Annotated in this window: 9 protein-coding genes; all 9 read right to left on the bottom strand. The window is 70.8% G+C overall.

All coding sequences use genetic code 11. The annotated features are described in order from the left end of the window. Positions 1 to 133 precede the first annotated feature (133 nt). Positions 134 to 1177: an N-acetyl-gamma-glutamyl-phosphate reductase gene (gene argC / locus ACTRO_RS33750; protein ID WP_034269718.1), complete on the bottom strand. Its 1044-nt coding sequence runs from the start codon at positions 1175 to 1177 to the stop codon at positions 134 to 136. Positions 1178 to 1386: 209 nt separating this feature from the next. Then, positions 1387 to 1731, bottom strand: a complete 345-nt coding sequence (locus tag ACTRO_RS33745) for a hypothetical protein (RefSeq protein ID WP_034269716.1) — start codon at positions 1729 to 1731, stop codon at positions 1387 to 1389. Between the two features lie 377 nt (positions 1732 to 2108). Further along, positions 2109 to 3032, bottom strand: coding sequence for a phytanoyl-CoA dioxygenase family protein (locus ACTRO_RS33740; RefSeq protein WP_034269713.1), 924 nt, complete (start codon positions 3030 to 3032; stop codon positions 2109 to 2111). 151 nt (positions 3033 to 3183) lie between these two features. Continuing rightward, positions 3184 to 4356 carry a DNA topoisomerase subunit B gene (locus ACTRO_RS33735; RefSeq protein WP_051451789.1) on the bottom strand — a complete coding sequence of 391 codons (1173 nt, stop codon included), beginning with the start codon at positions 4354 to 4356 and terminating at the stop codon, positions 3184 to 3186. Between the two features lie 293 nt (positions 4357 to 4649). Further along, entirely contained in the window at positions 4650 to 5750 is a 1101-nt protein-coding gene (locus ACTRO_RS46255) for a nuclear transport factor 2 family protein (RefSeq protein ID WP_084316713.1), read from the bottom strand. A gap of 68 nt (positions 5751 to 5818) precedes the next feature. Continuing rightward, on the bottom strand, positions 5819 to 6766 hold the full coding sequence (locus ACTRO_RS33720; RefSeq protein WP_034269707.1) for an RNA polymerase sigma-70 factor: 948 nt from the start codon (positions 6764 to 6766) through the stop codon (positions 5819 to 5821). A 106-nt stretch (positions 6767 to 6872) separates the two neighbouring features. After that, the gene (locus ACTRO_RS33715) at positions 6873 to 8474 is read right to left on the bottom strand and encodes an ABC-F family ATP-binding cassette domain-containing protein (protein WP_211244496.1); all 1602 of its coding nucleotides are present in this window, start codon (positions 8472 to 8474) and stop codon (positions 6873 to 6875) included. 151 nt (positions 8475 to 8625) lie between these two features. Continuing rightward, positions 8626 to 11100 (bottom strand): phenylalanine--tRNA ligase subunit beta, encoded by a 2475-nt coding sequence (pheT, locus tag ACTRO_RS33710; RefSeq protein WP_034269701.1) that lies wholly within the window; start codon positions 11098 to 11100, stop codon positions 8626 to 8628. Next, positions 11100 to 12242 carry a phenylalanine--tRNA ligase subunit alpha gene (gene pheS, locus ACTRO_RS33705; RefSeq protein WP_034269699.1) on the bottom strand — a complete coding sequence of 381 codons (1143 nt, stop codon included), beginning with the start codon at positions 12240 to 12242 and terminating at the stop codon, positions 11100 to 11102. Before pheS ends, pheT begins: the two co-directional genes overlap by 1 nt. Positions 12243 to 12382: the final 140 nt, after the last annotated feature.

Here is a 12382-nt window from a genome sequence, read left to right as displayed (position 1 = left end):
AGCGGCGGCCTGCCCGGCCACCGCTGCTCCTGAGCCCACGGCTGCTCCTCCGGTCACGACTGCCCTCCATGGATCGATACTTCGACGTCGATGCTGCTGACCACGGCGACGCTGCCGGCTACTGCGGCGCGGCTCACGGGGCGAGCCCGACCGTGCTCAGGCCCGCGGACTCGGGCAGGCCGAGAGCGAGGTTCATGCACTGGATCGCGCCGCCGGCGGTGCCCTTGGCCAGGTTGTCCACTGCGGCGACCACGACGACGCGCCCGGCCGACTCGTCCAGCGCGACCTGGACGTGGACGCTGTTGGAACCGAGCACCGCGGCCGTCTGCGGCCAGGCGCCCTCGGACAGCAGCGTCACGAACGGCTCGTCGGCGTAGGCCTTCCGGTACGCGGCGCGCAGGTCCTCCAGCCGCACGCCCGGCCGGGCCTTGGCCGAGCAGGAGGCGAGGATGCCGCGGGACATGGGCACGAGGATCGGGGTGAACGAGACCGAGACCGCGCCGCCGGCGGCCTGGCCGAGGTTCTGGGCGATCTCCGGGGTGTGCCGGTGCGCGCCGCCGACGCCGTAGGCGGACGCGTTGCCCATGACCTCGGAGCCGAGCAGATTCGGCTTGAGCGAGCGGCCCGCGCCGGAGGTGCCGGTGGCGGCGGTGATGACGACCTCGGGCTCGGCCAGCTCGGCGGCCAGCGCCGGATAGAGCGCGAGGGTGCTGACCGTGGGGAAGCAGCCGGGCACGGCGACGCGCTTGACCCCGCGCAGCCGCTCGCGCGCGCCGGGCAGCTCGGGCAGGCCGTACGGCCAGGTCCCGGCATGCGGCGTGCCGTAGTAGCGCTCCCAGTCCACGGACTGCTCGAGCCGGAAGTCGGCGCCGGAGTCGATGACGAGCACCTCGGGGCCGAGCTGTTCGGCCACCTCGGCGGACTGGCCGTGCGGCAGCGCGAGGAAGACCACCTCGTGGCCGGAGAGGGTCTCGCGATCCGTCTCGGCCAGGACGCGGTCGTGCAGCGGGACGAGGTGCGGCTGATGCTCGCCGAGGGTCGAGCCCGCGTTGCGACCGGCGCTGAGCGTGCCGATCTGGGCGCGGCCGTCGACGACGGCGGGGTGCGCGAGGAGGAGCCGCAGGATCTCCCCACCCGCGTAGCCGGTCGCACCGGCCACCGCGATCCGAAGGGTCATGGCATGAGAATACAGAAAAATGGAAGACTATGCCATCGTCCGTCCGGGTGAGTTTCGCGGCAGCCGTGCGCCGAGGCACGATAGTCGGCACCCTGCACTCAATCCGCCACCGGCCGTGGCGGGCGGTCAGCCGCAGGTGTTGTGACCACCGGCCGTAGTTGCGAAAACCCAGAGATAGTCGGCGCACAACTCAGGGCGCGACGCTGCGATCATCCGGCGTTCGCGTTGGCTCGCTCGATCTGTCGGGCGACATGCCGGACCCACGGGTTGTGGTCGTATCGAGCACTTCCGTCGAGGATGTCCACGCCGAGGTTCGAGCCAGGTATCGTCGTGACCACCTCGAACGCGAAGTGCAGTCGCTGCCCAAGGGATACGCGGGTGCGGCTGCCCGGAGACCCAAGGACGGCCCAGGCCCAGCCGAGGGCTTTGATCGCGACCTTGCGGTCGGGGTAGGGCTGCCCCTTGCGGGCGAGTTTGATGACGTCGCGGCGGGTGCGCTTTGGCAGTGCACACCAGTCGGAACGTCCAAGCCGGTAGTAGCGCTCGTCGGTCACTCGGAGATCCTAAGCGCGGCTACCAACCCGACCAGATCTGATGGGGTGGGCGGGGTCAGAGTTGCTGGCGGGACTGTAGCCGCCAAGTAGATCTGGGAACCGCCGAGTAAAACCGGGCGCCACAGCCACCCTGGCTACCAGCGGAGATCAAGTCCAACTATCGCTGGGTTTTCGCAACTACGGCTGGTGGTCACACAGGTGTGACTGTGATCGATGGCTGGCTCCGACAACGACAGATGGCCACAGCAGTCGGTAACAAGTCCCCGAGCAGCACCGAGCCGAGCGCACTGGAGTGTGATCACCAACAGTCAACAGGTCGGAATAGTAGGCCGCGAGAGGTGCCGTGGTCCGTTTCGGCGCGACCGACTCCGGGCCGATCAGCCGGCGACCAGGCTCCACGGCGTGAGGTCGAGCCCTGGGTAGCGCTGTGCCATGCCTGCCAGCGTCTGCGGCGTCCAGAACGGGTGACCAGGCGCCGGGAAGCCGAACAGGTGCAGTTGGCCCGGCGTGGCGCGCTCGACGAACCGGCTCCACGCGGGTTCGAAGGAGTGTGTGGCCCAGGCGAGCCGGTCGCCCCATTGGACTGCGGTGGGCCGGTAGCACACCTGCATGCTGTAGCGAACTCCGCGCGGTGCAGTCAGCTGGGTGCCGCGATGGAAGGTGCCTGTTTCGAAGGCGATGACGGTTCCGGCGGGCCCGGCTCCGGAGGTCTCCGCGTCGTAGAGGTCCGGCCTGCCGCCCGTGGCGAGGTATCCCGCATCGCTGTCCACGACGTCCGCGCGCGGATACCAGTTGGGCTTGGCCGGCAGGTCGCCGGTGTAAGCGCGGGAAAGCATGTGCGGCGGCCCGAGCTCCTCGGGGACGTCGGTGAGGTAGACGAACATCTCCAACTGCCGGCAGCGCGGGTCGTCGCTGGGCACCAGGATGGTGTGGTTGAGGTAATCGCGGTGCAGATTCTGGTCGTAGTCGGCTGCCCCGGTGTATTTCGCCCACGCCTCGGCGCTGTAGATCCGCAGGTCTTGCTCGGCCAGCAGACTCTGCGCCAGCTCCACGAGACGCGGGTGCACCGCGAGAAGGCCGACCTCCGCGCTCGCGAACGGGAAGCTGTCGATCCCGGCGAACTCGTCTCCCGTGAAGCGGTCGCGACGAGGGTCGGATCCGTCGTGGAAGCCATCGGCAGAAGGAAACATCGACTCGAGCCCGGCCAGAGCCGGTTTCAGCTCGTCTTCGGGGATGAAGCCCGGCAGGATCACGAAGCCGTCCTCGCGCCATGCACGCGCCGCGTCGTCGAGATTCACCACCGCAACAGCATCCGACCAGGTCACAAACCAGGCAACTGATTTTCGCCGCAAACCCGGCGGCCGATCATCGCAGGGGTCAGCACAGGATCTCGGTGACGGATGTCGCGCTCAGGCTCAGGTCGGCGCAGATGGGCCGAACGGGGGACGCGGGTCAGTCCCGGGGCGCCCGGCGGATGAGGTGCTCGAGGATCGCGGCGGCCTCGCGCGGGTGTTCCGCCAGCCAGGTGCCGAGATGCGCGATCACCGCCTCGCGGACACAGGCTCGTACCTCCGCGTTGCCCAGCTCGCCCCTCGTGCAGCCCTCGAACCTGGGGAAGTCCAACTTCACCGACACGACCGCCGTCAGGCCCTTTCCGATCCGGCCGACGCCGAGATCGGGGTCTGCAGCCGTCAGCAGGTGCTGCTCGCGCGCATAGGCGTTGAGCGCGACCTTCAGCCCGTCGTGAAAGCCCAGGGCATGAACGCCGCCGTAGGGCGTGGGCATGCCGTTGGCGAAGCATTGAAGCTGCTTTTCGCTCGAGTCGCGCCAGCGGAAGGCGACCTCCATCGTCCCCTCCATCCGCGGATCGTCCTTTGCGAAGGCGATGACGTCGGAATGGACCGGCGCCGCCGCCGGCCCGTCGAGGTACGCGACCATGTCACGCACGCCGTCCGAGGGAGGGAAGTGGAGCGACCGGGGCTCGGGTGAGCGCTCGTCGGTGATCGAGATGTCCAGGCCGCTGTTGAGGAAGACCAATTCCCTGAAGCGGTCTGCGAGGGCGTCGAACGAGAGCTCTGCGCCTTCGAAGATCTCGGAGTCCGGCCAGAAGGTGATGGCGGTTCCGTCCGCGACTGCCGACCCCGCGTCAGCGTGTACCGAAGACTCAGCCTGTTCAGCGGGCGGGATCACCGCGATCCCGCGGCTGTACACACGCGTCTCACGGACGCCCCCACTCCACACCTCGGCCACCAGCCGGCTCGACAGGGCGTTGACGACGGCGAGGCCACCGCCGAAGGAGGCCACCATGCGTCGTCCCGAGCGCGTTCCGCAATGCAACATCGTCAGCAGCCTGTCGAGGCCGACACCATCGGGCTCCCCGAAAGCGACGCCGTCGGCATCGTCTGCGACGCGTACGCCGCCATCTGCGAGGAGTGCGACCTGGAGCCGGCTCGCGCGGCCGTCCAGGATCTCACCTAAGGCCCGCTCCGCGATGTCGAACACCATGTGCCGCACGCCGCGCTCGCCGGTCGTTCCGACATACATGCCGGGGCGCTTCCGGACGGCTTCCAGCCCTTCCGAAACTTGGATGTGACTGGCGTCGTATCGGGCGGGCTTCAGGCTCATGAGATCCCCTCCGTTGGCATCAGCAGGCTGGTTCGATCCTAGCCGAAAACAAAGAAAAGACCAGGTCAGAGCCGATATGCCGAAGGCGCGAGAGGGCCGGTGGGCGCCTGCCCGGAGGGGGTTGGCCATGAGCTTGCGAACCCCCGTCGCGGCGCCTGCGCGACCCCGTCAGGGCCGCGCACGACGCCGTTTCAGGCCGACCGTGGAGGGGAGATTTCAAAAAATTCTCGACACCTTGTACCTCGTGGCGATCGCAGGCCGGCGCTGCTTTCGCATGGTGTCCGTCCTGGCCGTCAGAACCCGATGGCCTCGCGAAGCAGCACCACGACGCCCCGGCCCATCCGGGTCGGCGCGTTGAGGATCAGCAACTGGTTGACCGCGCTGGGCACGCCGTACACCTCCCGGGCTCGGACGTCCTCCAGCGGGAGGGCGTGCTGCTCGACGCGGCGCATGGCTTCGTCGAGGTCCGCCACCACCTTCTGCGCCCCGACGACCCAGATCGCGCACGCGGCTCCGCCGACGGCGCCGGGCAGCTGGCTGCCGCTGGCCGAGGCGATCACGAGCGCGCCGGCCTCGGTGACGGCGGTGACGCTGCCGACCGCGAAGTCGGGGGTCGCCACGAGCCGCCGGAGTTCATCGCCCTCGGTTTCCCGGTCCATCGTCATCGCGCGGGATTTGACGGACTGGTAGTCGCCGCCCGCGTTGATGTCCTCCTCGAGCCCGGAGAGCCGCAGCGTCTCGCTCGCGGCGGTGAACACGCTCGCGCCGAGCGGGATCAGCTCCTTCACACGGGCGCGGGCGGCCGCGGCGTCGCCGAGGATCTCGACGGCGAAGCCCTTCGCCGTCAACGCGGCGGCCGTCCGCTCCAGCCGGTCCGCGGAGGCCGGCTCGGTGAACTTCGTCCCGGCCACGTCGGCGGCCGCGACCAGGGCCTCGACGTCGCCCGGCGCTCCCGCCGCTCCCGGCGCCGAACCGCCGAGCGGGGTGATGTCGAGGTAGCGGATCTCGTAGACGCGCTCGGCGAACTTCCAGCCGTCCGCGGTACGCCGGTACCGGTCGTGGTAGATCGCGTAGTTGAGCCCTTCGAAGCCGTTGCGCAGGCGCGCGATCTCCTGGATGAAGGCCCGGCCGGTGGCGGTGTCGCCGTCGATCTCCACCGCGCCCTGGTGCGTGTTCTGGATGAAGAAGTCCCACTGCGCCTGCAGCCGTTCTCCCCCGGCGCGGATCTCCTCGGGCCCGGTGAACTCGACCGGGACGTCGGGCATCCGCAGCACGCCGTCCGAGGTGAACAGGGCCGCGAGACGGGCCCGGTCGCGCATCATCGCGGCGTCGGTGAACTCGCTGCGCAGCGCCTCGATCTCGACCCGGTCCGCGATCGCCTGAAAGTCGTTCATTGCCTCACTCCAGCCTTTGTTCCCGCTGTGTCGATCCCAGGACGAGACAGGGGGGTCCGATTGTGAGATCAGCCGACTGTGATCCCCGTCTCAGGGCCCGCCGACCTGCGGGCCTGCTTCGTCTGCCGGATCACGCTCCAGGCGTCGGCCACCGGGCCCATGTGGGCGAGCTTGTCGGGGTTGATCACCGTGCGGATCGCCTGGATCCGCCCGTCCAGCACGTCGAGCGTCCAGGTGTTGATGACCTTGCCGTCCCGGTCGCGGAAGACGGCGCCGGGCTGGCCGTTCACCTCGCACGGTTGCACCACCCCGCCGATCCGGACGAACGGCAGGATGAGCGAGGTCAGCACCCGGGCCACGTTCCCGGCGCCGAACACGCCGCGGCCGAAGCGCGGCGCCTTGCCGCCGTTGTCGCTGACCATCTGGACGTCCCCGGCCAGCAGCTCGGTCAGGCCGTCGACGTCGCCCGCGCGGAACGCCTCGAAGAAGCGCTCGGCCAGCTCGGCCCGCTCGCGGCGGTCGGCTGCGAAGCGCGGGCGGCCGTCGTCCATGTGCCGGCGGGCCTGCGTCGCGAGCTGCCGGCAAGCCGCTTCGGATCGGCCTACGGCCGAGGCGATCTCCCGGAAGCTGAACCCGAAGACCTCGCGCAGCACGAACACGGCGCGTTCGGCCGGGGAGAGCCGTTCCAACAGCAGCAGCGCCGCCATCGAGAGCGAGTCGGCGAGTTCGGCCGCACGCTCAGGATCCTCATACGGGTCGGTCAGCAGCGGTTCGGGGAACCACGGCCCGACGTACGCCTCCCGACGTACCCGGCCCGAGCGCAGGACGTCGATCGAGATCCTGGTTACCACCGCCGACAGGAACGACTTCGCCGACGCCGGCCGGGTCGACGAGGTCTGCCAGCGCAGCCACGTCTCCTGCACGGCGTCCTCAGCTTCGGTCACGCTGCCGAGCAGCCGGTAGGCGATCGAGAACAGCAGCGGCCGCAGCTCGTCGAACTCCTCCGCCTCGTTCACGCCGGAACTCCCCGATCGCACATGACGCCGCCCTCCGCTTCCAGAACCTGTGTCGGTCCCGAGACGAGGCAGGGCTCCGGTTTGTGACATGACGCAGGTGGCAGGCCTAGCAGTCCAGCTCTCCCGCGCGCACCACCCACTCCTGGCTCAAGCCGGCCGCCTGTGCGAAGTAGCGGTCGTGACTGACCACGAGGACGGTGCCGGTGAACGCGCGCACGGCGCGTTCGACGACGTCGAGCGAGTCGAAGTCGAGGTAGTTCGTCGGCTCGTCCAGCATGAGGATCGGCGCGCCCTCATTCACCGCGACGGCCAGCAACAGCCTGCGCAGCTCGCCGGCGCTGAGGGCACGCAGGGGTGCTTCCCATTGCTCCTCGCCGAACAGATAGCCCGTCAGGATCTGCTCGGCGTCCTCGGGATACACCGGCACACGCGAGCGGAAGTAGTCGATGACGGACGTCTCCAGCCGCAGCCCGTCGTGGGTCTGCGGGAGTACAGCGACCGCGCCGGGTTCGGCCCGGGCAGCGAGGGCGGCGAGAAGCGAGGACTTCCCGGCGCCGTTCGGGCCGCTGATCAGGATCCGGGCGCCCGGTTTGATCTCCAGGTCGGCGAGCTCGAACAGCGTCCTGTCCCCCGCCATCACCGGCAACTGCTTGACATGCAACCCGGCCAGGGCATCGTTCTCCGGATCAGGGAAAGCCAGCGTCAACGTGGGCCGCGTACGAGGCTCAGCGATCCAGCGCGCCGACTGGAGTTCCCGATCCAGCCGACGCTCCCGCGCCTTCGCCTTCTTCGCGACCTTCTTCGCGATGCGGCGCCAATGGTCGTTCGCCGTCGCGCTCTCGGTCGCCGCAGCGTGGCCCTTCGTGGCCTCGATGTCCTCGGCCAGGCGGGCTCGATACTTCTCCTGGGCCTCGTAATCGAGGAGCAGTCGCTGCCAACGGGCCTGCTTCTCCGCCCGGTACGCGGTGTATCCGCCCTCATAGGTCTGCAGCTCGTCGTGAATGCCGTCGAGCTCGACGACCTGCGTCGCGACCCGGTCGAGGAACGCGCGGTCGTGGCTGATCACCAGCAGGGCGCCGGGGAACGCCGCGAGGTAGTCGCCGAGCCAGGCCACCGCGTCGGCGTCGAGGTGGTTCGTCGGCTCGTCGAGCAGCAGGATGCTCGGTTCGGTCAGCAGGACGCGGGCGAGCATCAGCCTGGCCTGCTCACCGCCGCTCACTCGCGCGAGTGGCGTGTGTTCATCCAGATGGGCTACTCCGAGGCGTTGGCTCACCTCGTCGACCCGCGCTCGCGCGGTCCAGCCGCCGAGCGTCTCGAAGCGTTCGAGCAACGTGCCGTACTCGTCGAGCAGCGACAACCGGCCGCTCTCGATCCCGCGTTCGAGTTCGTGCAGCCGCGCCTCGGCCGCGAAGAGCTCGGCCAACGGCTCGCGCAGGAACGCGCCGACGCTCTGGCCCGGATCGGGAACCTGCTGGAAGAAATAGCCGACGCGGGCATCCGGCCCGTACTCGACCCGGCCCGCGATCGCGGACAAGCGGCCGGCCAGGACCTTGAGCAGCGAGGACTTGCCGACCCCGTTCGGGCCGACCAGGGCGACCCGGTCGCCCGGCGCCAGGGTCAGGCCGACGCCGTCGAACAGCGGCTCAGCGTGGAAGGCGAGCGAGAGGCCGGTCGCCTTGAGGAAGGAACGTGCGGATACGGCGAACAAGGAGGGCTCCATGGGTGGTCGTCATGATCGGGTAGCGACACGACCCACGAATCAGCACTACGGAGCTCCTCGAGCCGGAAACAGGTACGCAGACGATGGTGCCCGGGCCGCGAGGGCCCGGGCAACCGGTTTTCCGCCGTGCGGGAGCGCGTCAGCCGCGCAGCACCGCGCCCGAGTGCCGGGTGGCCGAGGCCACGGCGGCCTCGCGCACGGCGGCGACCTCGTCGGCCTTGAGGGTGCGGTCCGAGGCGCGCAGCCGCAGCGAGAACGCCAGCGACTTCGAACCCTCCTCGACCCGATCGCCCTCGTAGACGTCGAACAGCCGGATCGCCTCGAGCAGCGGGCCGGCGCCGGCGACCAGCGCCGACTCGACGTCCGCGGCCGGCACCTCGCGGGAGACCACCAGGGCGACGTCCACCGTGGCGGGCGGGAACGCGGAGACCTGCTCCGGGCTCACCGGCACGTCGTCGGCGGGGACGAGCGCGTCCAGGTTCAGCTCCATCGCGCAGGTGCGCGGCGGCAGGCCGAGCGCCTCGAGCGCCTTCGGGTGCAGTTCGCCCGCGTAGCCGACGATCCGCTCGTCGATCGAGAGCACGGCGCAGCGGCCGGGGTGCCAGGGCTCGTACTGCGCCTGATCCACCGTCAGCTCCGCGCCGCACGCGGCCGCCACCGTCCGCGCCGCCTCGACCGCGTCGGCCCAGCTCGCGGCCCGGCCCTCGCCCCACCAGCCGGCGTTCTCGCGGGCGCCGACGAGCACCGCGGCGACGTGCCGCGGCTGGTCCGGCAGCGAGGCCTCGAGCACCGCGAGCTCCTCGTCCGAGGGGCGGCGCTCGACCGACAGCCGCGGCGGGGCCGAAGCGTCCGGACGCGGCTGGTAGACCAGGCCGGTCTCGAACAGGGCCACGTCGTGGAAGCCGCGGCCGACGTTGCGCCGCAACGTGGCGAACAGGCCCGGCAGCAGTGTCGTGCGCAGGTACGGCTGCTCGTCCGAGATCGGGTTGGCCAGGCTCAGCGCGGTGCGGCGGGCGTCGTCCGCGGGCACGCCCATCGCGTCCAGCTCGGCGTCGCCGACGAACGGGTAGTTGAGCACCTCGACGAAGCCGGAGTCGGCGAGCGCACGGCCAACCCGGCGGTGCAGCCGCTGGCGCAGCGACAGGCCGCGGCCGCGCGGAGCGACCGGCAGCTTCATCGGGATCCGGTCGTAGCCCTCGAGCCGGATGACCTCTTCGGCCAGGTCGTTCGGGTCGGTCAGGTCCGGCCGCCAGGACGGCGGGGTCACGCTCAGCTGGTCCGCGCCCTCGACGGTGCAGCCCACCTCCTGCAGCCGGCGCACCACCGCCTCGCGCGGGTAGGCGAGCCCGGCGACGCGGCCGGGCAGGCCCGCGTCGATCAGGATCGGCGCGGCCGGGCGCTGCTGGGTGGAGGCCACGGTGACCTCCGGGTCCGCCTCGCCGTGGCCGAGCAGCACGAGCAGGTCCACCGCGCGCTGGGCCGCCGCGGCGGCCGCGTTCGGGTCCACCGTGCGCTCGAACCGGCGCGAGGCCTCGGACGGCAGCTTGTGCCGGCGGGCGGTGCGCGAGATCGAGCCCGCGTCGAAGTGCGCGGCCTCGATCAGCACGTCCACGGTGCCGGTGTGCACCTCGGTGGACGCCCCGCCCATCACCCCGGCCAGGCCGATCGGCCCGGTCTCGTCGGTGATCAGCAGGTCGTCCTGGTCCAGCGCCCGCTCGGCGTCGTCGAGGGTCTCGAGCTTCTCCCCCGCAGCCGCCCGCCGCACCGTGATCGGGCCGGTCAGCCGGCGCAGGTCGTAGGTGTGCAGCGGCTGGCCGATCTCGAGCATCACGTAGTTGGCGATGTCCACGATCAGCGAGATCGGGCGCATGCCGGAGAGCTGGATGCGCCGCTGCATCCACAGCGGGGTGGGGGCCAGCGGGTCGATCCCGCGCACGGCGCGCGCGACGAAGCGGTCGCAGCCGAGCGGGTCGGCCAGCACCACCGGGTAGCCGCCCCGGGTCGGCGCCGGGGTGTCGAGCAGGGCCGGGTCGCGCAGCGAGCGGCCGAAGACGATCGCGGCCTCCCGGGCCATGCCGCGCATGGACAGGCAGTAGCCGCGGTCCGTGGTCACCGCGATGTCGAGCACCTCGTCGCGGATGCCGAGCAGCTCGATCGCGTCCGCGCCGACCTGGACGTCGGCCGGCAGCACGATGATGCCGTCGTGGTCCTCGCCGAGGCCGAGCTCGCGGGCCGAGCAGATCATGCCGTCGGAGACGTGGTCGTAGGTCTTGCGCGCGGCGATCTTGAAGTCGCCGGGCAGCACCGCGCCGGGCAGCGCGGCCACGATCTTGTCGCCGACCTTGAAGTTGCGCGCGCCGCAGACGATGCCGCGCACGTCCGCCGCCTCCGGTCCGACCTGCACCTGGCAGTAGCGGATCGGCTTCTTGAACGCGGTGAGCTCCTCGATCTCGAGCACCTGCCCGACCACCAGCGGGCCGGTCAGGCCCACGCCGGACTCGTGCACGGTCTCGACCTCGAAGCCGGCCGGGACGAGGCGCTCGGCCAGCTCGCGGCCGGTCAGCGACTCGGGCAGGTCGACGTACTCGCGCAGCCAGGAAACAGGGACGCGCATCAGATTTCCACTCCGAACGGGAGGGTGAAGCGGATGTCACCCTCGACGATGTCGTGCATGTCGGTGATGCCGTGGCGGAACATCAGGGTCCGCTCAAGGCCGATGCCGAAGGCGAAGCCGCTGTAGCGCTCGGGGTCGATGCCGACCGAGACCAGCACCCGCGGGTTGACCACGCCGCAGCCGCCGAGCTCGATCCAGCCCTCGGACGAGCAGGTGCGGCAGGGGTTGTCCGGGTCGCCCACGGACGAGCCGTGGCACACGAAGCACTGCAGGTCCAGCTCGGCGCTCGGCTCGGTGAACGGGAAGTAGTTCGGCCGCAGCCGGGTGGCGATGTCCTCGCCGAACATGGCCTTCACGAAGTGGTCCAGGGTGCCCTTGAGGTCGGCCATGCCGATCCCCTCGTCCACCACCAGGCCCTCGATCTGGTTGAAGACCGGGGTGTGGGTGGCGTCGAGCGCGTCGGTGCGGAAGGTGCGCCCGATCGAGACCATGTGCAGCGGCGGCTTGCGCCGGAGCATCGTGCGCACCTGCAGCGGCGAGGTCTGCGTGCGCAGGATCAGCGAGTCGTGCTCCGAGCGGGCCGGGTCCAGCGGGTCCACGCCCGGGGTGCGCACGAAGAAGGTGTCCTGCGGGCTGCGCGCCGGGTGGTCCCGGGAGATGTTGAGGGCGTCGAAGTTCATCCACTCCGCCTCGACCTCGGGCCCCTCGTTCACCTCCCACCCGAGCGCGGAGAAGACCTCGGCGACGCGCTCGGTCAGCGTGGTCAGCGGGTGGCGTCCGCCGCGCGGGACGCGGTCCCAGGGCAGCGTGACGTCGACGGACTCCTCGACCAGGACGCGGGCGTCGCGCTCGGCCTCGAGCACGGCGCGGCGCTCGGTGACGGCCTTGGCCACCGCCGCCCGGGCCTGGCCGACCCGCTTGCCGGCCTCGGCCTTGGCGGCCGGCGGCAGCGCGCCGATCTCCCGGTTGGCCAGGGCCAGCGGGGAGCGGTCCTTGGCGTGCGCGATCTCGGCCTCGTGCAGGGCGGCGAGGTCGGCGGCCGCGGTGATCGCGGCCAGCGCCTGGTCGAGGGCGTGCTCGACGGCCTCGGGCTTGAGCGCCTCGACCTCGACCGGGTCGAAACTCTTGTTCGGTGCGGACATTCGGATCGGCTCACACTTCCGCTACTACCACGCCGTCAGGGCGTGCGGGGTCTTCTCGGCAGGCGCCCCAATCCTAACGGGCGCGGCCGACGGGCATTTCCGGCAGTGCGCGCGAGCGCGCGCGGGGTCCGCGCGCACAG

This window comes from Actinospica robiniae DSM 44927 (assembly GCF_000504285.1).
GTDB lineage: Bacteria > Actinomycetota > Actinomycetes > Streptomycetales > Catenulisporaceae > Actinospica > Actinospica robiniae.
Note: the sequence above shows the minus strand (reverse complement) of the source record. Positions and strands in the feature narration are given on the sequence as shown.

Coding starts and splice junctions, on each gene's coding strand:
- argC (WP_034269718.1), bottom strand. CDS start 1,177: ATGACCCTTCGGATCGCGGTGGCCGGTGCGACCGGCTACGCGGGTGGG.
- ACTRO_RS33735 (WP_051451789.1), bottom strand. CDS start 4,356: ATGAGCCTGAAGCCCGCCCGATACGACGCCAGTCACATCCAAGTTTCG.
- ACTRO_RS46255 (WP_084316713.1), bottom strand. CDS start 5,750: ATGAACGACTTTCAGGCGATCGCGGACCGGGTCGAGATCGAGGCGCTG.
- pheT (WP_034269701.1), bottom strand. CDS start 11,100: ATGCGCGTCCCTGTTTCCTGGCTGCGCGAGTACGTCGACCTGCCCGAG.
- pheS (WP_034269699.1), bottom strand. CDS start 12,242: ATGTCCGCACCGAACAAGAGTTTCGACCCGGTCGAGGTCGAGGCGCTC.